The sequence below is a fragment of the Rhodococcus sp. SG20037 genome, assembly GCF_031763325.1.
Lineage (GTDB): Bacteria > Actinomycetota > Actinomycetes > Mycobacteriales > Mycobacteriaceae > Rhodococcus_F > Rhodococcus_F qingshengii.
The window spans coordinates 4432859-4453837 of record NZ_CP134497.1 but is presented as its reverse complement, the minus strand read 5'-3'; the positions used below and the strand labels follow the sequence as shown (position 1 = coordinate 4453837).

General features: G+C 63.4%; 19 protein-coding genes. 16 read left to right on the top strand and 3 right to left on the bottom strand.

Going from position 1 to position 20979, the window contains the following annotated elements:
• Positions 1-89 precede the first annotated feature (89 nt).
• The 6 genes from typA (at position 90) to RHP72_RS20195 (ending at position 6485) form a co-directional block, all read left to right on the top strand.
• Positions 90-1997, top strand: coding sequence for a translational GTPase TypA (typA, locus tag RHP72_RS20220; RefSeq protein ID WP_007726276.1), 1908 nt, complete (start codon positions 90-92; stop codon positions 1995-1997).
• Positions 1998-2147: 150 nt separating this feature from the next.
• Entirely contained in the window at positions 2148-3932 is a 1785-nt protein-coding gene (locus tag RHP72_RS20215) for an ABC transporter family substrate-binding protein (protein ID WP_311093743.1), read from the top strand.
• On the top strand, positions 3929-4813 hold the full coding sequence (gene mshB, locus RHP72_RS20210; protein WP_166502498.1) for an N-acetyl-1-D-myo-inositol-2-amino-2-deoxy-alpha-D-glucopyranoside deacetylase: 885 nt from the start codon (positions 3929-3931) through the stop codon (positions 4811-4813). Before RHP72_RS20215 ends, mshB begins: the two co-directional genes overlap by 4 nt.
• A 107-nt stretch (positions 4814-4920) precedes the next feature.
• Positions 4921-5079 carry a hypothetical protein gene (locus RHP72_RS20205; RefSeq protein WP_003945210.1) on the top strand — a complete coding sequence of 53 codons (159 nt, stop codon included), beginning with the start codon at positions 4921-4923 and terminating at the stop codon, positions 5077-5079.
• A gap of 92 nt (positions 5080-5171) precedes the next feature.
• The gene (locus RHP72_RS20200; RefSeq protein WP_030536224.1) at positions 5172-5588 is read left to right on the top strand and encodes a hypothetical protein; all 417 of its coding nucleotides are present in this window, start codon (positions 5172-5174) and stop codon (positions 5586-5588) included.
• A 51-nt stretch (positions 5589-5639) separates the two neighbouring features.
• Positions 5640-6485 carry a uroporphyrinogen-III synthase gene (locus RHP72_RS20195; protein WP_003945251.1) on the top strand — a complete coding sequence of 282 codons (846 nt, stop codon included), beginning with the start codon at positions 5640-5642 and terminating at the stop codon, positions 6483-6485.
• On the opposite strand, the gene RHP72_RS20190 is transcribed toward RHP72_RS20195, so the two are convergent.
• Together RHP72_RS20190 and RHP72_RS20185 are read right to left on the bottom strand one after the other, a co-directional pair.
• Positions 6445-8016 carry a PH domain-containing protein gene (locus RHP72_RS20190; RefSeq protein WP_081305368.1) on the bottom strand — a complete coding sequence of 524 codons (1572 nt, stop codon included), beginning with the start codon at positions 8014-8016 and terminating at the stop codon, positions 6445-6447. The genes RHP72_RS20195 and RHP72_RS20190 overlap by 41 nt on opposite strands.
• Entirely contained in the window at positions 8013-8516 is a 504-nt protein-coding gene (locus RHP72_RS20185) for a PH domain-containing protein (protein ID WP_042926352.1), read from the bottom strand. Before RHP72_RS20185 ends, RHP72_RS20190 begins: the two co-directional genes overlap by 4 nt.
• Before the next feature lie 82 nt (positions 8517-8598).
• Between RHP72_RS20185 and RHP72_RS20180 the strand changes: the two genes are divergently transcribed.
• From RHP72_RS20180 to RHP72_RS20145, 8 genes are all read left to right on the top strand, one after another.
• Positions 8599-8787: a hypothetical protein gene (locus RHP72_RS20180; RefSeq protein ID WP_003945217.1), complete on the top strand. Its 189-nt coding sequence runs from the start codon at positions 8599-8601 to the stop codon at positions 8785-8787.
• A 118-nt stretch (positions 8788-8905) separates the two neighbouring features.
• Entirely contained in the window at positions 8906-11464 is a 2559-nt protein-coding gene (locus tag RHP72_RS20175) for a bifunctional FO biosynthesis protein CofGH (RefSeq protein WP_063316832.1), read from the top strand.
• Positions 11464-12222 carry a hypothetical protein gene (locus tag RHP72_RS20170; protein WP_269612950.1) on the top strand — a complete coding sequence of 253 codons (759 nt, stop codon included), beginning with the start codon at positions 11464-11466 and terminating at the stop codon, positions 12220-12222. Before RHP72_RS20175 ends, RHP72_RS20170 begins: the two co-directional genes overlap by 1 nt.
• 146 nt (positions 12223-12368) lie before the next feature.
• The gene (gene fdxA, locus RHP72_RS20165; protein ID WP_003945248.1) at positions 12369-12692 is read left to right on the top strand and encodes a ferredoxin; all 324 of its coding nucleotides are present in this window, start codon (positions 12369-12371) and stop codon (positions 12690-12692) included.
• Positions 12693-12697: 5 nt separating this feature from the next.
• On the top strand, positions 12698-13801 hold the full coding sequence (gene dapC, locus RHP72_RS20160; protein WP_003945226.1) for a succinyldiaminopimelate transaminase: 1104 nt from the start codon (positions 12698-12700) through the stop codon (positions 13799-13801).
• A 63-nt stretch (positions 13802-13864) separates the two neighbouring features.
• Positions 13865-14545 (top strand): rhomboid family intramembrane serine protease, encoded by a 681-nt coding sequence (locus tag RHP72_RS20155; protein WP_218747578.1) that lies wholly within the window; start codon positions 13865-13867, stop codon positions 14543-14545.
• 12 nt (positions 14546-14557) lie between these two features.
• A complete protein-coding gene (locus tag RHP72_RS20150) occupies positions 14558-15970 on the top strand; it encodes an acyl-CoA synthetase (protein WP_269612954.1) in 1413 nt (470 codons plus the stop codon).
• Between the two features lie 213 nt (positions 15971-16183).
• Complete coding sequence (locus RHP72_RS20145; protein WP_269612956.1) at positions 16184-17785, top strand: substrate-binding and VWA domain-containing protein; 1602 nt, start codon at positions 16184-16186, stop codon at positions 17783-17785.
• Here RHP72_RS20145 and RHP72_RS20140 read toward each other — a convergent pair.
• On the bottom strand, positions 17782-19002 hold the full coding sequence (locus RHP72_RS20140; RefSeq protein ID WP_397517592.1) for a DUF222 domain-containing protein: 1221 nt from the start codon (positions 19000-19002) through the stop codon (positions 17782-17784). The two genes, RHP72_RS20145 and RHP72_RS20140, sit on opposite strands and share 4 nt — an antisense overlap.
• Before the next feature lie 211 nt (positions 19003-19213).
• Between RHP72_RS20140 and RHP72_RS20135 the strand changes: the two genes are divergently transcribed.
• Together RHP72_RS20135 and RHP72_RS20130 are read left to right on the top strand one after the other, a co-directional pair.
• Positions 19214-20218 (top strand): ABC transporter ATP-binding protein, encoded by a 1005-nt coding sequence (locus tag RHP72_RS20135; RefSeq protein ID WP_204855545.1) that lies wholly within the window; start codon positions 19214-19216, stop codon positions 20216-20218.
• On the top strand, positions 20218-20976 hold the full coding sequence (locus RHP72_RS20130; protein ID WP_311093741.1) for an ABC transporter permease: 759 nt from the start codon (positions 20218-20220) through the stop codon (positions 20974-20976). Before RHP72_RS20135 ends, RHP72_RS20130 begins: the two co-directional genes overlap by 1 nt.
• Positions 20977-20979: the final 3 nt, after the last annotated feature.

Here is a 20979-nt window from a genome sequence, read left to right as displayed (position 1 = left end):
CGGATCACACACTCGTGCAGCGGCCACCAGAAGAGCCGTGCGACTTGACTTTCGCGTGGCCGAATCAACTCAGCCAGGAGAGCCATCGCGTGACCATCACCAGCTTCCGTAACGTTGCCATCGTCGCACACGTCGACCACGGCAAGACCACCCTCGTCGACGCCATGCTTCGTCAGTCCGGCGCGTTCGAGGAGCGCGCCGAGCTGGTCGATCGCGTTATGGACTCCGGCGACCTCGAACGCGAGAAGGGCATCACCATTCTCGCGAAGAACACCGCAGTACATAAGGTCAACGAAGACGGTTCCATCACCGTCATCAACGTCATCGACACCCCCGGCCACGCCGACTTCGGTGGCGAGGTCGAGCGCGGCCTGTCCATGGTCGACGGCGTCGTCCTGCTCGTCGATGCTTCCGAGGGACCCCTGCCGCAGACGCGTTTCGTGCTGCGCAAGGCACTCGCCGCTTCGCTGCCCGTCATCCTGGTCGTCAACAAGACGGACCGCCCCGACGCCCGCATCGAAGAGGTTGTCACCGAGGCTCAGGACCTGCTCCTCGACCTCGCATCGGACCTGTCCGACGAGGCCGCCGAAGCCGCTGAGCTCGCACTCGAACTTCCCGTCCTCTACGCGTCCGGTCGCGAAGGCAAGGCATCGACCGTGCAGCCCGAGAACGGCAAGGCTCCCGACGCCGAGGACCTCACCGCACTCTTCCAGGTGCTGATGGAGTACGTCCCCGCGCCGAAGGGCTCGGTCGACGCACCGCTGCAGGCTCACGTCACCAACCTCGACGCATCCGCATTCCTCGGTCGCCTCGCACTCGTTCGCATCCACAACGGCGAGCTGCGCAAGGGCCAGACCGTGTCCTGGTGCCGCGAGGTCGACGGCGAGCCCGTCGTCACGAAGACCAAGATCACCGAACTCCTCACGACCATCGGTGTCGAGCGCGTTCCCGGTGAGGTCGCCGTCGCCGGTGACATCTGCGCCGTCGCAGGATTCCCGGACATCATGATCGGCGACACCCTCGCCGATCTGGAGAACCCGGTCGCACTGCCCCGCATCACCGTCGACCAGCCGGCAATCTCGGTCACTATCGGCACCAACACGTCACCGCTCGTCGGTCGCGTCAAGGGTCACAAGCTGACTGCACGCATGGTCAAGTCCCGCCTGGACCAGGAGCTCGTCGGTAACGTCTCGCTCAAGGTCCTCGACATCGGTCGCCCCGATGCGTGGGAGGTCCAGGGTCGTGGAGAGCTCGCGCTCGCCATCCTCGTCGAGCAGATGCGTCGTGAAGGCTTCGAACTCACCGTCGGTAAGCCGCAGGTTGTCACGCAGCTCGTCGACGGCAAGGTTCACGAGCCTTTCGAAGAGCTGACCATCGACAGCCCCGAGGAGTACCTCGGCGCCATCACGCAGCTCCTGGCCAACCGCAAGGGCAAGATGGTCCAGATGTCGAACCACGGCGCAGGCTGGGTTCGCATGGAGTTCATCGTTCCTTCGCGTGGCCTCATCGGCTTCCGCACGGACTTCCTCACGGAAACCCGCGGAACCGGTATCGCCAACGCCGTGTTCGACGGATACGGCCCGTGGGCCGGCGAGATCCGTGCGCGCCACACCGGCTCGCTCGTCTCGGACCGCTCCGGCACGGTGACGCCGTTCGCCATGATCCAGTTGGCCGACCGCGGAACCTTCTTCGTCGAGCCCGGCGCAGACACCTACGAGGGACACGTCGTCGGTATCAACCCGCGTCAGGAAGACCTCGACATCAACGTCACCCGCGAGAAGAAGCTGACCAACATGCGTCAGTCGTCCGCAGACGTGATGGAGACCCTCGCAAAGCCGATCAAGCTCGAACTCGAAGCAGCGATGGAGTTCTGCTCCAGCGACGAGTGCGTCGAGGTCACCCCGGAGGACGTTCGCGTCCGCAAGGTGCACCTCAACGCAACCGAGCGCGCTCGCGAGCGTTCACGTAGTAAGGCACGCGACAAGGCTGCTCTGTAGTCTTTCGTCGGTTACAACCTGACAGGCGGATGTGCCTTTCAGCCGAGTTTTCGGCGGAAAGGTACATTCGCCTTCATGGTTTCCAGGCAAAGTTCTGCCTGGAAATCGAGTGCGAAGGGGCGACGCGGCCCCGTACGGAAGGAATTGTCTGTGGCCTCAGGACGTCGCTACCTGGCGTTGGCAGTGGCAGTGACGGCGTTGTCACTGACTGCATGTACAGCCGATCCGCCGCCTCCGGTCGAGAGCACCGAAACCGTCAAGCCCACACCGACTCCGGTCGTTCCGGCGATGAAGCAGGTCACTGTGGCAATCGACGAGGTGGGAGGCGGATTCAACCCGCACCTGCTCGCGGATCAGTCGCCGGTCAACTCCGCAGTCGGCAACCTCGTACTGCCCAGTGCGTTTCGCCCGATCAATTCGCCCACACAACCTGGCGCGACGGAGTGGGCGATCGACGATTCTTTCCTCGTTTCCGCTGAAGTGACGTCGGAGGCCCCGTTCACGATTCGCTACCAACTGCGCAACGAAGCCCAATGGTCGGACGGCGCTCCCATTGCGGCAGAAGACTTTCGCTACCTGTGGCAGCAGATGATCTCGGTTCCCGGTGTGGTCAATCCCGCGGGCTATCAGATGATCGACGACGTGAACTCGTCCGGCGGCGGCAAAACGGTCAACGTCGTGATGCGTGCGCCGTATCCGGCATGGCGAGAGTTGTTCACCGATATTCTTCCGTCCCACCTGATCAAGGACACTCCCGGCGGTTTCAGCACCGGCCTGAGTGAGGGGATTCCGGTGTCGGGAGCCCACTTTCACGTGCGCTCGGTCGACCGCGGCCGGGACGAAATCGTGCTCGAACGCAACGACCGATTCTGGGGCAAGCCTTCAGACCCGGATCAGATAGTTCTGCGACGCGGAGGAACGGCTGCGCAGTTGGCGGATGCGCTGCGTACCGACGATGCCCAAGTGGCGCAGGTTCATTCGGGTAGTGCCACGGATATTCAGCTGTCTGCAATCCCGGGTGTCAGGACGGCATTCTCCTACGTTCCGCGCACTCTCGACATCAACGTGAACGGGCGAAGCAAGAACTTCGCGGATGTTCGGGTGCGTAAAGGTGTTCTGGGACTGCTCGATCCGGACCTGCTCGCCGTGGTGGCGGCAGGGAGTGAATCGGCGTCCGCCCCGGTGAAAGCTCAGATCCTCGCTCCGTCGGATCCGGGATATGCGCCCACCGCGCCGCCGAAACCGAGCAGGGAGCAAGCACTGGGCGAGCTGACCGCAGCCGGCTACCTGACGGCACCGCCCACCGGAATCGTCACGGGCACTGGAACGGTCGGATCGATCGTCCGTGACGGCGCCCAGTTGACACTGCTGATCGGCGCTCCCGAAAACGACGACATCGCGATCGCCGTGGCAAACACCGCTGCCGACGAATTGCGTGACGTGGGAATCCTGGCGACCGTCGAATCGGTGGCGCCGGAGGAACTCTACGGCGAGGACCTGACGACAGGACGCGTCGACATGATCGTCGGTTGGAGCCGGGCAGGCGCCGACACGGCCACTTCGCTGGCCTCGCGGTTCAGTTGCCCGAGCGCACCTTCCACTCCGGCAACAAGTTCGGCAGTGCCCGCACCGACGCCGTCGCAGACACCGGAGCCCATCCGAACGACAAGCGTCGAGGCTCCGAGCAACCTGTCCGGGCTGTGTGATCCGGCGTTGCAAGGTCGGATCGACGAAGCGCTCAGTGGCATCGGGGATCTGGGGTCGTTGATCGCCGATGCGGAACCCAGGCTGTGGGATCTTGCGGCGGTTTTGCCGATCGTGCAGAGCCGAGCGCTGGTCGCGGTCGGGACCGGAGTCGAGGGCGTGGTCCTCGACGGGCCGGTGCAGGTGGGGATATTCGGAAACGCTACGGACTGGGTGAGGGTGGAAAAGTGACCGCGTCGGCGAAGCGACTTCTGTTGGTACACGCACATCCGGACGACGAAACGATCACCACCGGTGGCACCATCGCGCGATACGCGTCCGAAGGCGTCGAGGTCACAGTCCTCACCTGCACGTTGGGGGAGGAAGGCGAAGTGATCGGTGATGCGTGGGCCGGGCTCGTGGCTTCCGAGGCCGATCAACTCGGTGGCTACCGGATCGCGGAACTGAGCGCTGCTTTGTCGGCTTTGGGCAGTGCCGCTCCTCGCTTCCTCGCCGGTGCCGGTCGGTATCGCGACTCCGGAATGATCGGCACACCTTCGGCCGCCAATCCCCGTGCTTTTGTCAATGCTCGACTCAACGAAGCAGTTGGCGCGGTGGTCGCCGTCATTCGTGAGATTCGGCCGCACGTCGTGATCACGTACGACCCCAACGGCGGCTACGGGCACCCGGATCACATCCAGGCGCACGCGATCACGACAGCGGCGGTCGAAGCTGCAGGAACGACCGCGTATCCCGAGACCGGCGAGCCGTGGTCGACTCCGAAGTTCTACTGGACCGTGACCGAGCGCAGCGGACTCGAACGCGGCATCGCGGCGATTTCCGAGTTCCCGGAGAACTGGCGTCTGCCCGAGCCCGGGGAATTGCCGAGTGTCGAGGACGCAGACGTGACGACGGCAATCGACGTTCGAGGCGTCATCGATGCGAAGGCGAGGGCATTGAGCGCCCACGCCACTCAGGTGACGGTAGCCCCGAGCCGAGCCGAGTTCGCATTGTCGAACAACGTGGTCCAACCGATCCTGACGGTCGAGCATTTCGTATTGGCCGCCGGCGCGCTCGGTCCGGTGGGTGAGGACGGCCGCGAGCGCGATCTGTTCGGCGGGCTGCACAGCTGACCTGGGCGTCGGCTCTCAGGCATTGCGATCGACGCCGTAGTGGTGTGTGATGCGTGTCACCGGATGGGTGGTCCTTTCGGTAACAGCAAAGCCTGGGGGCTGAAGAAATGTACAACTGGGACCTGCAGAACCAGATCGTCGCCTTCGTCGATTCGTTGCGTCCGATGGCTGGTTATTACCACGACTTGTATTACGGGTCGCTCTACGCATTCGCAGATCAGCAGAGTCATTTGCTGACTCTGCTCGGGTTCCCGCCGGTTCCCTGATCAGCTTCGTGCTTTTCGGGCGCGAGCCGGGGTGCTTGTCGGGAGGGACCCCGCGCTCGCGCGATGACGACCGATAGACCACTATCAAAACCATGACGACGGTCGAGAACAACACGGACGCCTCGACAGGAACGTCGCTGTCGTGGCTCGACCCTGTCATCCTCGGCGTCCTGATTTTCGACGGGTTCTTGTGCGCGGTGTTGTCCGTCCTGTTCTTGCCGACTCATCTCGGTACGACGGCATTTCCCATCAGCATTCTCGTAGCCGCGACCGCGAACCTCGTATTGGTGATCGCCGCCCGCACGGTTACGACGCCGGGTAGGGCCGCATTGCCGCTCGCCGGTTGGATCGTCGGGTTCTTGGTGTGCATGGTGGGCGGCCCCGGCGGCGACGTACTCGTGCTTTCGTCCCCTCTGACCTTCCTGCTGCTGGTCGGTGCGATCGCTCCGGCCGCCGTTTTCCTCTTCAAAGTGGCGATCAACAGACTCGCCACCCTCAGCTCGCAATAGTTCTCGGCGCGCGCGTAGGAAACTGACCCGTGCATAAGGGACACTCAGCCTGTGGCTGAACATGATTTGGCGGGTGCGACTATCGCCTTGACCGCAGAACGGCGTGTCGAAGAATTTGCGACGCTCCTCGAACGTCGAGGCGCGGAGATCGTGCGGACACCGGTGATCCATGTGCTGCCGTTGGTGGACGATCGAGACCTGAGGACTCAGACGTCCGCTTTGATTGCCGATCCTCCGGAATTGGTCGTGATCAGTACCGGGATCGGCTTCAGGGGTTGGCTCGACGCCGTCGCCTCGTGGGGTTTGACCGAGGAGTTCCTCGGGGCTCTCGCCCACACGCGCATCATCGCCCGCGGCCCCAAGGCGACGGGTGCCATCCGAGGCGCCGGACTGCGCGAGGAATGGTCGCCTTCGGGTGAGTCGTCCGAGGAAGTTCTGGCACATCTCGGAAGCGAGGGAGTGGCAGGCTTGCGCATCGCAGTCCAGTTGCACGGCACCATCACCGAATGGGAGCCGTTGACGGACCTGAGCGCCTCCCTCGCCGACATCGGCGCGGTTGTCACTCCGGTATCGGTCTATCGGTGGATCCGGCCGCCGGATCAGTCGCCGGTCCGCGCGTTGGTCGCTGCAGTTCGTTCCGGTGCGATCGACGCGCTGACCTTCACCAGTGCCCCCGCGGTCTCCTCGATGCTCAGCACGGCAAAAGAAATGGGCGAGCTGGAGCGGTTCGTCGCAGCTATGCGCGGACCGGTACCGACCTACTGCGTCGGACCGGTGACGGCCGCCCCGCTGGAACTCCTCGGTGTTCCGACCATCCAGCCGGAGCGATCGCGGCTCGGTTCGCTGGCGCGGCTCATCATCGACGACCTGCCCACACGTCGCCACCGCCCGGAGTGACGGCTTCGATCAATGCCCACGCGTTCTCGGCGGGGAGATCGATCACCTCGTAGCTTCCGGTGCCGGCGGGCGTCGCGGCGACGACGGTTGCCACTCCCGCGCGTCGTTGGAAGAACGTCTCGCGCACCGTCCATCCGATGACACCTTCGGATTCGAGACTGTGACGCTGGCGATCGAGCGAGCCGTTTCGGGTGATCAACCATCCGGGTAGTACTGCGTGGCCGAGGCCGTTGTATCGGTCGAAGGCGAGGGCGGTGCCACCGATGGCGAGTACGGCGACCCCGAACCACGCGTAGATCGGTACATCGAGTCCAGAAGCCGCGCACGCCACACAGACCAGGAACGCCACCGCGGCGAGGAACAGTGCTCGGGTGTACCGGCGACGCCGCGCGGCCGGGCCGTGCGGGATCAGCGGGGCGGACGCCTGGCGTGAGTCACCGATCACGGTGGCCATCACTCGCTCGGCTTCCCTGCGTGGTCCCTGTGGGAGTAGCAGCGAAGATTCCTTTTTCTCGGCGCTGACCCCGGTCATGATGGCGTCGAGACGCGCGCCGCGGGCCAATCGCAGCAGGAGCGGTTCCTTGAGCGTCGTGCCACGGAGGCGGGCGCGGTCGAGTGTGGTTTGCCGAGTCTTCAACAGGCCGTGACTGACATGCAGGATGCGGCCGTTGTCGGTGAGTTTCATGTTGCCGAACGCGATCAGGTACTGGACGCAGGCGAGTGCACTCGACAGCACCAGCAGCACGACGAGTGCGATGACGACCATCAGTGCGATGCCGAGGCTCTCGAGTGAGTCGAAGCTGTCGCTCACTGCCGAGGATTTCGCGACGGCAGTGCCGATGCCGTATTGGAACGAGATGCCGATGATGGCTGCGATGATGGCGATTCCGGTGAACGAAAAGGGGGCGTAGCGAACCCAACTCGGTTCCCAGTGACCGATTTCGGTGTCGACCGGTTCGGTGATGCTTTCGACCGGCGTGCCCGGGGTTTCCAGTCGCCGTGCTTGCTGGGCGCCGGCCAACAGTGCGGCGCGTAGGTCCGGAACCAGGGCGGTCGACAGGGCGTTGAGCTCGAACTTGTTCGAATCGTGGCCGCTCCCGGCGCGCTGGCCGGTACCGATGCGCACGATCGACAGTCCGAGCAACCGGTGCATGACCCCGGCCTCGACGTCGACGGATCGGATGCGGCTACGCGGGACGGAGAGCAGCTTTTTCTGGAAGACCCCGGTGCGCAGTTGAACGTGGACGGGTCCGATTCGGTACGTGGTGGTGAAATACCGCAACAAACCGAAGATGACGAGCAGAGTGACGACGCCGAGTCCCCACCAGTGGTTTCCGGATTGGCTGCCGAGAACTACGGAGACGAGTAGGACCGGGAGCAGTTTGACGACTTCGTTGACGGGGTGGACCAGAAGCATGCGTCGGTCGAGGCGGAGCCAGGGCTGTTCCTCTTCCGCGGCCTCGGCAGCTGCCGTTTCCGCCTCTACCGGGATCTCGATCGCGGTCGGGTCGCCCAACTGTTTCTCGTTCACGTCGCGTCTCCGACGTTGGTACCCGCGATCTCCGTCAGTTGAGCCACCGTGCGGTCGGCGACTTCCTGGTCGAGTGCGGAGATCTTCACGGCCCCGGCCGACGACGCTGTCGTGACCGTGACGGTTGCCAGACCCAACATGCGGTCGATCGGTCCGCGCTCGGTGTCCACGGTCTGCACGCGCGAGATCGGTGCGATGCGTCGCTCCTGGGTGAACCAGCCGGTGCGTGTGTACACCGCGGTGTCACTGATCTCCCATCGGTGGACGCGATACCGCCACGCCGGGACCATCAGAATGTAGGTGGCAGCGAAGAGCACGGTGACTGCGAATACGGTGCCGACCACCCAGGACGGGATTCCGGGTACCAAGACGGCACAGACGATTTCGGCGACGATGACGGGTACCCAGAACAGTGAGGCAGTGATTGCCCACAGCCTCGGGGCTTTGGTGCTGGGTCGCCATAACGGGTCGGCCATGGTCAGCGGTTGCGGCGCAGTCATGGGCACTACTTTGGTCGAGTGAGGGGCGATCTGTCGACATCGGCCCTATCGTGGAGTGTGGCGACCGCGAAGGGAGCACGTGATGACCGAACAAGATGCGACATTCGACCCGGAGGCTCCGGAATCAGATGCGCTCGAACAATCGACACCCGTAGATCCGAACGCCCCTGAAGAACCCGATCTGACCGACATTCCGCTCGACGCGCCAGTGGCTGACGTGGTGGATCAACGAGTCGAGGTTGCGGTCGACGACGACTACCGGCCGTCGTGATCGAGGCGGTGTGGGGGCGGTGAGGCCTCCTACTTCTGGCACCGGGTGGCACTAGTCGTCCCACATGGCGCATGATCGCTAGGTGAACCGAACTGGTGATGACTCCGGCAAACCCACCATGCTTCCGATGCCAGGTATTTCCGCGTCCGCCTCGTCCAGTCCGTCGCCCGGCCCGTCAGCGTCGGCGATGCGGCGAGTTCTCCGTCGTGCACGCGACGGAGCGACCCTGAACGTCGACGAGGCGGCAACGCTGCTGCAGGCACGGGGAACCGATCTGACCGATCTGTGTTCTTCGGCGGCCAAGGTTCGCGATGCCGGTCTGCTGGCAGCGGGTCGGCCGAACACCGTGACGTATTCGCGAAAAGTTTTCATTCCGCTGACCCGTCTGTGCCAGGACAAGTGCCACTACTGCACATTCGTCACGGTGCCGGGGAAGCTGCGTGCCGCTGGGCACGGCATGTTCCTGGAACCGGACGAGGTTTTGGACATTGCCCGGGCAGGCGCCGAATTGGGCTGCAAGGAAGCGTTGTTCACGCTGGGGGATCGCCCCGAGGCTCGCTGGCCGGAAGCCAAGCAATGGCTGGACGAACGCGGCTACGACTCCACCCTCGACTACGTGCGAGCGATGTCGATCCGGGTACTCGAGGAGACAGGCCTGCTCCCACACCTCAATCCCGGTGTGATGAGCTGGCAGGAACTCTCGCGGCTCAAGCCCGTTGCGCCGTCGATGGGCATGATGCTCGAGACGACCGCTACCCGGCTGTTCACCGACAAGGGTGAGTGCCACTACGGCAGCCCGGACAAGGACCCGGCGGTTCGGCTACGCACCCTGACCGACGCAGGCCGACTGAACATCCCCTTCACCACGGGAATTCTTGTGGGCATCGGGGAGAACTTCCTCGAACGTGCCGAGTCGATCATGGCGATACGCAAGTCGCAGAAGGCGTTCGGCCACATCCAGGAAGTGATCATTCAGAACTTCCTGGCCAAGCCTGATACCGCGATGCGCAATACGCCTGATGCGGGACTCGACGAGTTTCTCGCGGCCATCGCCGTCGCACGCCTGTTGCTCGGGCCGACGATGCGGATTCAGAGTCCGCCGAATCTCGTCTCGAACAGCGAGTGCCTCGCGCTGCTCGGCGCAGGCGTCGACGACTGGGGCGGGGTATCACCGTTGACCCCCGATCACGTCAACCCCGAGCGTCCGTGGCCGAACCTCGAGACCTTGGCCGAGATCAGCGCCGAGGGCGGCTTCATCCTGACCGAACGCACCGCAGCTCAGCCGGCGTATGTCTTGGCGGGGGCTCCGTGGATCGATCCGCGCATCGCAGGCCACGTGCAGGCGCTGGCGGATCCCAAGACCGGCCTCGCCCTGCCCGACACCAAGCCGGTGGGCCGGCCGTGGCAGGAACCGGACGAGTCGTGGGAATCGAGCGGACGCGTCGATCTCAATACCGAGATCGACACGGACGGGCGCAACACCGAGACCCGCAGTGACCTGGGCAGTGCGTTCGGCGACTGGGAGACCGTGCGCGAACAGGTCCTCGAACTCAGTGCTCCGATTCGCGTCGACACCGATCTGCTGGCTGCGCTCCGCAGTGCCGAACGCGACCCGGCCGGATGTTCCGACGACGAGTACCTGGCCCTTGCCACGGCGGAGGGCCCGGGCCTGGAAGCCGTTGTGGCACTGGCGGATGCGCTGCGCAAGGATGCCGTCGGCGAGGACGTCACCTACGTGGTGAACCGGAACATCAACTTCACCAACATCTGCTACACGGGCTGCCGATTCTGTGCGTTCGCGCAGCGCAAGGGTGACGCCGACGCGTTCACGCTGTCGGCAGAGCAGGTCGCCGACCGTGCGTGGGAAGCGCACGTCGCCGGCGCAACCGAGGTGTGCATGCAGGGCGGTATCGATCCGGAACTTCCCGTCACCGGTTACGCCGACCTGGTCCGGGCCGTCAAGAAGCGCGTGCCGTCGATGCACGTCCACGCGTTCTCTCCGATGGAGATCGTGAACGGTGCATCGCGCAGTGGTGAGAGCATCAGGGATTGGCTGACGGCCCTTCGTGAGGCGGGCCTGGACACCATTCCCGGTACGGCAGCGGAGATCCTCGACGACGAGGTGCGCTGGATCCTCACCAAGGGCAAATTGCCGACGGCGGAATGGATCGAAGTGGTCACCACGGCGCACGAGGTGGGGCTGCGGTCGAGTTCGACGATGATGTACGGGCATGTCGATCAGCCGCACCATTGGGTCGGGCACCTGAACGTTCTTCGCGGAATCCAGGACCGTACAGGCGGATTCACAGAGTTCGTGCTGCTGCCGTTCGTTCACCAGAGCGCGCCCCTGTACCTGGCGGGCGCTTCCCGGCCAGGGCCGACCAATCGGGACAACCGCGCTGCACACGCGTTGGCACGCATCATGCTGCACGGCCGCATACCCAACATCCAGACCAGCTGGGTCAAACTTGGCATCACCGGAACGCAGATGATGCTCAACGGCGGCGCCAACGACCTCGGCGGAACGCTGATGGAAGAGACGATCTCGCGGATGGCCGGCTCCGAACACGGTTCCGAGAAGACCGTCGCAGAACTGCGCGCCATCGCCGAGGGAATCGGACGTCCGGCACGCGAACGAACCACCACACATGCACGACGCGAAGGAGCGATTGCCTGATGGCTGACGTACTGGGGGACCGCAAGGTCGTCGAGGTTCTCGATCGAGCGGTGTGGGGGATCAACCCGGTTCTCGACCTCGCCTACAGCGATCTGCTCGGTATCAAGCGTCGGACGTTCGAGCCGACCGATCCCGAGCGAAACGCTGCTGCGATGGTGTTGGACGCGGCCGCTTGGGTCCTCGACGTCGTCAAGTTCCCCGGGACGGCGGCGTGGTCGGTGATGACCGACGAGCAGCGCTCGAAGTGGTGGACGACCCGGTTGGGTGCACTCAACACCGTTGCCGTCGCGTTCCCCGGCATCTTCGGCGTCCTCCTCAATCGGTTGCCGATCCAGGACCTGCTGGCCTTCGCGAATCAGGCCGTTGTGCTCGTTGCGGTTGCCCGTGAACACGGAGTGACCGAACGGGATCAGCAGGTGGACCTCCTGGCGTCGGTGCTGTGCCGGCGTGAGACGAAGTCTCGAGAGCTTCTCACCGGAGAGGACTTCGCCGAGAAATCAGCCGGCGGCGCCGACGAGACCTGGCGCCCGTTCGCGCTCATCGGAACGTTGTGGCGCACGTCCAAGACTTTTCGTGCCATCACGGACGAGTTGCACAAGCGGCCGTCTCGGACAAAACCGTACGAGATTTTCGGCAAGATTCCGGTGGTCGGCGTCGTGGCGGATTACCTCGGTGAGCGGGGCGCACTGGTACGCGCGGCCGCTCTGGGGGAGAAGTGGATCGCGATTCGGTCGAGGAACATCACCGCAGTAGGCTGAAATGTGTTACCCCCGCGTGCTCAGAGTCGGTCGGCAGGGGGATAATAGGCTGTTCCCGCGGTACGTGAGAGTCGTATCGGATTTTCGGCCCCTTGCAACTGCGTGTTGCGGCGGCGATGCACGACAGGAAGGCAGGGAGATCGGCAGTGACCTACACGATTGCTGAACCGTGTGTAGATGTGATGGACAAGGCGTGCATCGAAGAATGCCCTGTCGACTGCATCTACGAGGGTGGACGCATGCTTTACATCCACCCCGACGAGTGTGTCGACTGCGGCGCGTGTGAGCCTGTCTGTCCCGTCGAAGCCATCTTCTACGAAGACGACGTCCCGGACCAGTGGAACGCGTACATCAGCACCAACGTCGATTTCTTCGACGATCTCGGCTCACCGGGTGGAGCGGCCAAGCTCGGCAAGGTCGACTACGACACGCCGTTCATCAAGGCGCTGCCTCCCATGGGTGAGGAATAGAGATCTTGTCTCGTACTCCGGTGGCCGCTGGGCTTCCTGATTTTCCGTGGGATTCGCTTGCCGATGTCACGGCGAAGGCGCACTCTCATCCCGACGGCATCGTGAACCTGTCCGTGGGGACGCCGGTGGATCCGGTGGACCCGGTGATTCAGGAGGCTCTGGCCTCTGTTGCCGAGGTGCCCGGATACCCGACGACTCATGGCACGCTCGCGCTTCGCGAGGCCGTGGCGGAGTCACTGGATCGCCGCTACAACATTCCCGACGTCGATCCGGCAGCGGTGCTGCCGGCCATCGGTACCAAGGAAATGATCGCGTGGCTGCCGAAATTGCTCGGTCTCGGAGCCGACGATCTGGTGGTCATTCCGGAGTTGGCGTACCCGACGTACGAGGTCGCAGCGAAACTGGCAGGTGCTCGCGTCCTGCGCGCCGACGGCTTGAACAAGCTCGGTCCCGAGTCGGCGGCGATGATCTTCGTGAACTCGCCCTCGAATCCCACCGGCAAGGTGCTCGGCCTCGAGCACTTGCAGAAGGTCGTGGCCTGGGCGCGCGAGCGCGGCGCCATTGTCGTCTCCGACGAGTGCTACCTCGGATTGACGTGGGAAGCGGATGCGCTCTCCATTCTCGATCCTCGTGTCAACGACGGTGATCTGACCGGTTTGCTTGCGGTCCACTCACTTTCGAAGACGTCCAATCTCGCGAGCTATCGCGCCGGGTTCGTCACCGGTGATCCGGCTCTGGTGTCGGAACTGCTCGAGGTGCGCAAGCACGCGGGCATGATCCTGCCGCTACCGATCCAGGCGGCGATGACCGCAGCCTTGGGCGACGACCAACACGAGAACATCCAGCGCGAGCGGTACCGCGAGCGTCGTAGTGTGTTGATCGAAGCTGTTCGAGGCGCCGGATTCACCGTCGACAATTCCGAGGCAGGTCTGTACCTCTGGGCGACGCGCGGCGAGGAATGTCGAGCGACGGTCAGTTGGTTCGCCGATCGTGGGATCCTCGTTGCCCCCGGTGAGTTCTACGGACCGAGCGGGAGCAAGCACGTGCGGATCGCGCTCACTGCAACAGACGAACGAATCGCTGCGGCAGCAAAGCGCCTCTCCGCCTGAATCGTGTGCTTCCCAGGTGTCAGGTTCCCTGATGTCGGTATCGGTCCGATGTAAGGTCGCGCTGTGACCACCTCAGGGACCGGCGGCTTGGACGCGGTACTGATTGTCGCCGTCGTTGTTGCCTCGATCGCGCTGATGCTCGCGTGGCTGAAGGATCGTCGAATATTCGGAGACCTACCTCTTTCGGCCGTTGTGCTTTGGCTCGTGGTGGCAGTGCCGTCAATTTTGCAGGCGCTGATGCCGGGACTGTTGGACATGTTTCGCCGTGATCCCACGTTGATCCGCGACGGTCAGTGGTGGCGGATTCTGACGTCGGTGTTCGTCCAGGACGGCGGCCTTGCCGGGACGGTTGCCAACCTTCTCACGTTGGCAGTGGTGGCGCCGCCTGCTTTTCGGCTCTGGGGCGCCGCACGTGGCTGGGCTCTCTTCCTGCTCGGTCAACTGTTGTTCGGTTTGCTCACCACCGCAGTCTTCCCGTCGACCGGCGCAGGCAACTCCGGTGCCACGCTTGCTCTGGCAGCGGCGGCCGCGGGGATCGGCGTTCTGGTGCGCCCGCGAATGCCTGAGATTGTTCTGACGGTCGTGATTGTCGTCGGCGGCGCAACATTGGTGACGGTCGACGACGCACACGGATTCGCGGTGCTTTCCGGGGCGCTCTTGGGGGCTGCGCTGGTGACGCTGTTCCCTCCGCACTCGATGGACGCGCGTCGGGCAGGAGAAAGTTTGCGACCATCCGCGCTGTGAGATGCTGTCGTGGTGCTGCTGAGATCCTTGAACCCCCTTGCTGTTGCCCGCGGTGACGACCTCGACGACGCCGTGACGATCGGTGACACGGTTCTCTCGCGGAGTGCCATTCTCGGTGCCGCGACCTCGGTCGCGGAGCGAGTGGCGCAGGCCGATCGGGTTGCCGTATTGGCAACTCCCACAGCAAAAACGATTCTCGCCGTCGTTGGGGCGTTGATTGCCGGCGTCACCGTGGTGCCGGTCCCGCCGGACTCGGGGAAGGCTGAGCGAGAGCACATTCTGCGTGACTCCGGTGCCCAGGCGTGGCTCGGCGAAACGGACGACCACTGCGAAGGTCTGCCCGTGGTTCCCGTCCGATTGCACGCTCGCTCGTGGCACAGCTATCCCGAACCGGCACCGCAGTCCACAGCATTCGTCCTGTACACGTCCGGAACTACCGGCCCACCGAAGGGCGTTCTGCTCAGTCGCTCGGCTATCGCAGCCGGGCTCGACGCGCTCGCCGAGGCCTGGGACTGGACGTGGCGAGACACCCTCGTACACGGGCTTCCGCTCTTCCACGTGCACGGACTGATTCTCGGAATCCTCGGCCCCCTCCGGATCGGCAGCCGGGTGATCCACACCGTCAAGCCGACGCCGGAAAACTACGCAAGGGCCAAAGGCTCCCTCTACTTCGGTGTCCCCACCGTCTGGTCGCGTATCGCCGAAGACGAAGAAGCTGCCCGCGCGTTGTCCGGTGCCCGACTTCTGGTCTCCGGTAGTGCGCCGCTTCCCGTGCCTGTCTTCGAAAAGCTGCGGGAGCGAACAGGATTGACGCTCATCGAGCGTTACGGCATGAGTGAGACGATGCTGACCCTGAGCACGCGTTTCGACGGCGAGCGACGCCCGGGGTGGGTCGGCGTGCCGCTGCGCGGAGTCGAGACTCGTCTTCGTGACGAGAAGGGCAACGATGTGCCGCACGACGGCGAGAGTATCGGCGGCCTACAGGTACGTGGGCCGATGCTTTTCGACGGCTACTTGAACCGTCCGGACGCAACCGCCGAGTCCTGGACGGAGGACGGCTACTTCAAGACCGGTGACGTCGCCGTCATCGACGAGGGTGGGTTCCACCGAATCGTCGGCCGCGAATCCATCGACTTGATCAAATCCGGTGGATTCAGAGTCGGCGCCGGCGAGATCGAGACCGCCATCCTCGGGCACCCTTCGGTGTCCGAAGTTGCGGTGATCGGTGTCCCCGACGCCGATCTGGGGCAACGGATCATCGCCGTCGTAGTCCGTAAGCCCGGGACTCCCGAGGTCACCGAAGCCGAATTGGTCGAGTTGGTCGGGGCGGAGTTGTCGGCGCACAAGCGTCCCCGTGAGGTTCGATTTGCCGAGACTCTGCCACGTAACGCGATGGGCAAGGTTCAGAAGCGTGAGCTGCTCTAGGCAGGTCAGTTTGCTGAAAAGTCGCTGCGACGCTTGAAGGTTCGTGAATTCGGCCGGCCTGTCCCGAAATGTGGGCTCGCCGGTTCTCCGACGATTCAGCGCTAGTTGGAATTTCTGTGTTCTTGGCTACACTACCGCCCGGTAGGGACAGTTCCAGTCGCGCGCATACCGTCGGTATGCCTGAGTGCGAGTGGCCTCGGAAGGGCAGATTTCATGGCGGGCGGACGGCATTCGAGTCCTGACAGCGGGCGGTCGATCGGGTTCTACGCAGTGGGTGGGTTGGTTGCCGTCGCGGTAGTCGCCACCGGGGTGGTGGTCTTCAAGGCAACACAGTCCGATTCCTGCGAGAGCGTCGACGAGTACTCGCTGGCAGCGGATCCTGCGATCGCGCCGGCAGTCACGGAGATCCTCGCAGAATCGTCGCCGGAGCAGACAGGCTGTTCACGGATCACGGTCACCTCTGCGCTGCCCGGGGACGTTGCGGGAACTTTAGGTAAGGGCGTGGACGCTCCGGACATGTGGATACCGGATTCGACAGCGTGGGTCGGCAAAGCTGCATTGACGGCCAAGGGGCCGGTTGCTGCCGCGGGAGGTTCGATCGCCACCTCGCCTGTCGTTCTCGCCTCCGGCGGTGGCGAACAGTTTGCCAGTTGGCTCACGGCGCTTCAGGTTCCCGACCTGGCGTTGGGCAATCCGTTGTTCACAGGGGTTGCGTCGGCGCCCATTCTCGGAGCTCTCGCGGAGACCGGGGCCACCTCCGAATCCGTTCGAGCGGCACTCGTACCCCATGCGCAAGCGGAGAGTGTTCGTACCGAAGATCAGCCGGTAGGACAGAAGATGCTCACCGAATTGGTCAGCTCCGGAAAGGTCGGTGTTTCGACCGAGCAACAGGTCGTCGAGTTCACGAAGGCTGAGTCGAAGATTTCCGCGACAGTACCGGCGACGGGAACCATGATCATGGATTACCCCCTGGTGGTCAGTGCTTCGGCACCGGACCGGCACTACGCCGCAGCCAAGAAGGGTGACGCCATCGCCGAGCTGTTGCACAGTGAATCTGCTCAGGAAGTGCTGACGCGCAGCGGGTTCCGTACTTCCGGCGGTGGAGCCGTCGAAGGTGGAGTCGGTGACGTCACGGCACTGACCGTGTCCGAACAGTCGGTGGCCGATCAAACGCTGGGCGCTTGGGCTCTGATGGCCAAGCCGATCCGGACACTCGTTGCGATCGACGTGTCTGCGTCGATGGACTACCCGGCGGCAGGCGGCAAGACGCGCATGCAGTTGACCACTGCTGCTGCTCTGGCCGGCAATCAGGTCTTCCCAGACAGCGTCGCTGCCGGTCTCTGGGCGTTTTCCCAAGGTATGAACGGAACCCAGGACTTCCAGGAATTGGTGCCGATCAGGCGCTACGACACGATCGTCGACGGTGTGACTCAACGAAAGTTGATGGCAGATCAGGCGAACCGGCTCACCGAACTCAAACGTGGCGCCACAGGTTTGTACGACACGACGCTGGCCGCATTCCGTAAGGTTCAGGAATCGTACGATCCGCGAGCAGTCAACAGCGTCATCATCTTGACCGACGGCGCAAACGAAGATCCTGACAGCATCAGCCGTGAACAGTTGCTCGATGTTCTTGCACGCGAGCAGGATCCGGCGCGTCCGGTCATCATCGTCACCATCGGCATCACCGATGACGCAGATGCGGCGGCGCTCGCCGATATCTCCCGCGTGACGGGCGGTTCGACGTACATCGCTCGTGACCCCTCGGAGATTTCCGAGGTGTTCGTGAACGCATTGGCTCACCGAGGAACTTAGGCCGCATCCGGACTGGTCCAGGGTGCCGGAAGTGGCGGAGCCTCAGACGAATACCGGTGCCCGGTAGGTGTCGTTGTGGTGAAGGTGTGCCGGTTACCTGGTACAGGTTCGGCAGTCCAGTCCGAGCCCTGTTTCGCGTAATTGCATGCCGCACACAACCCGGCACCGTTGGCTGCGCTGGTGAGGCCACCCCTCGAGTGATCGCGAATGTGGTCGCGGTGGCGAACCGGCGCGTCGCACCACGGAGTACGGCAGCTTCGATCACGGAGTTCGATCAATCGCGCCAACCCCTTCGGGAAGGTTCTCGCCGTGGATTCCATTGCGGTCAGTGCGCCCGTATCGGGGCGTGCGTAGAGCTTTCGGAGCGTTGCCACCGTTTCGGAGTCTTCGCTGGCCTTGGTGATCCATTCGCGTGCAATAGCGGCTGGTACAGGTCCGTACCCGTGGACGTACGCCGGGTCGGAATTTTCGCCCAACAATGACTGGTCGGAGACAACCAGATTCACGGTGACGGTTGTCGGTGTGGCGCGGCCGATTCCGGTAACTCGCTCGACCAGGAGATCAGCCATGATTTGCGCTCGGGTGCGCTTGTCCCCGCCGGCAAGTACGGAATCTGCGTCGCGCCTGAGCGTGGCGTGCACGGCGATACCTTCGGCCACGGGAAGAAATACATTGAGCCAGCACATCGTGTCGGGCGCAGGCCGTGACGTCACTCGTCTGTCTCCCACGGCTTTGCGTGCTCGTCTGGCAACACTGTCGGAGTCTATTTCGGCAGTGCGTGCGCGGATTCTTTGTGTCAGTTGGTGGTTGCCGCATCCGTCCAAGATTGCAGCGTCGCAGCAGAACTCGCGATCCAATGTAGCGCGATCCTGGGCGGTGAGACATGAAGTCTCGCGCATGAGGATCGTCGCTTGATGCTCACTGATGGAGCCGTCGACGAGTAGTCGAAGTGTGTGAGGCATCTCGTCGTTCAGTGCGCGGGCCAGGTTCAGATGCTGAGTTCCGAACCAAGCCGACTCTCGCCGTGCGAGGGCAATCTGCGCGTTGATTCCACGGCCTTGGTATGCGCGCGGCACTCCCCGTTCGCCGCGGTCGTTGCGGGTGAACGCGTCGAGATCGGCAGCCAGCAATGCCTGGGCACCAGCGCAACTGGCCTTCAACTCTTCCAATGCGCGCAGAAGATCCACGCGTGCTGCGTTGTCGATGGATCGATCCATGCTGGCGAGTGATGCCCGGAATTGTCCGATGGTCTCTTCGGATATCGCCTGTTTGGATATGGCCTGTTCAGATACTTGCGTCGTCACTTTTACCCCCCGGTAGTGTCGAACATACATTCGATACTAGCCTCGACAGCGAACGGACGCAACGCCTTTCTCTGTTGGCGTCTGAAAGTTCCGACAGTTCGGTTTTCGTGGTTGACTGGTCCTCATGATCGAGCTGAGGGGATTGACCAAGGTTTACGGACCGACGAAAGCGGTGGACGATTTGTCGTTCACGGTCAAGCCGGGCATCGTGACGGGCTTTCTGGGCCCGAACGGTGCTGGTAAGTCGACGACGATGCGGATGATCCTGGGTTTGGATCAGCCGACGTCGGGTGCGGCGTTGATCGAGGGCAAGCCGTACCGGGAGCTCAAGACGCCGTTGCGGACGGTGGGTGCGTTGTTGGATGCGAAGTGGGTGCATCCCAATCGCAGTGCGCGTGCGCATCTGCAGTGGATGGCTGCTTCGAACGGGATCCCGAAGTCCCGCGTCGACGAGGTGCTCGGGTTGGTCGGGTTGTCCGAGGTGGCGGGCAAGAAGGCCGGCGGGTTCTCGTTGGGTATGTCGCAGCGTCTGGGGTTGGCGGGTGCGTTGTTGGGGGATCCGAAGGTGTTGTTGTTCGACGAGCCGGTCAACGGTCTCGATCCGGAGGGCATCGTCTGGATTCGTAAGTTCATGCAGCGGTTGGCGGCCGAGGGCCGCACGGTGTTGGTGTCGAGTCACCTTCTGTCGGAGATGGCGCTCACGGCGGAGCAGTTGGTGGTGATCGGTCGGGGTCGGTTGATTTCGGATTCGACGGTGGCGGAGTTCGTGGATCGTTCGTCGGAGTCGACGGTGCGGGTGCGTAGTCCTCAGCTCGATGCGTTGCGCAGTGTGTTGCTCTCGCAGGGGTTGACGGTGCGTGAGGACGGTTCCGGTGTTGCCCCGGCATTGGTGGTGGTGGATTCGACCACTGATGTGATCGGTGGGTTGGCTGGTTCGCAGGGGATCGTGTTGTACGAGTTGGCTTCTCAGCAGGGGTCGCTCGAGGATGCGTTCATGAAGTTGACCGGGGACGATGTCCAGTACCACGCATCCGGTATCGATCCGGGTGTCGGTGCACACCACGCAAATACACAGCAGGCAAACACGCAGCAGGCAAACACGCAGCAGGCTATGGGAGGTGCACTGTAATGGCTGTTCTCAGTGCTGAACGTATCAAGATCACCACGACCAAGTCGCCGCTGTGGTGCACGATCATTATCATCGTGCTCGGGTTGGGACTCGCTACCGTTTTCGGACTGAGCGCCAAGTCGTCGGTCAGCAACCCCAACGTTGCAATGATGCCGACAGTTTCGGGGGCACTCAGTGGAGTGACCGGCTTCGGTGTGTTGGTTCTGATGATCATGGCGGCTCTCGCGATCACCAGCGAATATCGTTTCGGGACCATCCGCACCACCTTCCAGGCGGTTCCGAACCGCGCCTCGGTGCTCGTCGCCAAAGCGGGCCTCATCGGTGGGTTCGGAGCGGTGCTGACTCTCGTGTTGTCGTTCGGCGCCTTCGGCCTCACGAAGGCCACATCAGGTGACGCCGGAAGATTCCTGACTCTGTCCGGCGACGAGAACTGGCGGGTCGTCTACGGAACACCGATCTACGCGTTCTTCTGCGTAGTTCTAGCAGTCGGAGTCGGCGCGTTGCTCCGGCAGTCTGCAGGTGCGATCGCGCTTCTGCTGTTGTGGCCCTTGCTGATCGAGAATCTTTTCAACCTGTTCGGAAGTATCGGCGAGAAGATCATGCCGTTCCTGCCGTTCATGAACGCCAACAATTTTCTCGGTTCCGGCGGTAGCGTCGATTTCCACTGGGGACCCTGGGGCAGCCTGATCTACTTCGCCCTCTTCGTGCTCGTCGTATTCGGTCTCAGCATCGTCGTCGTGAACAGGCGGGATGCATAGGCA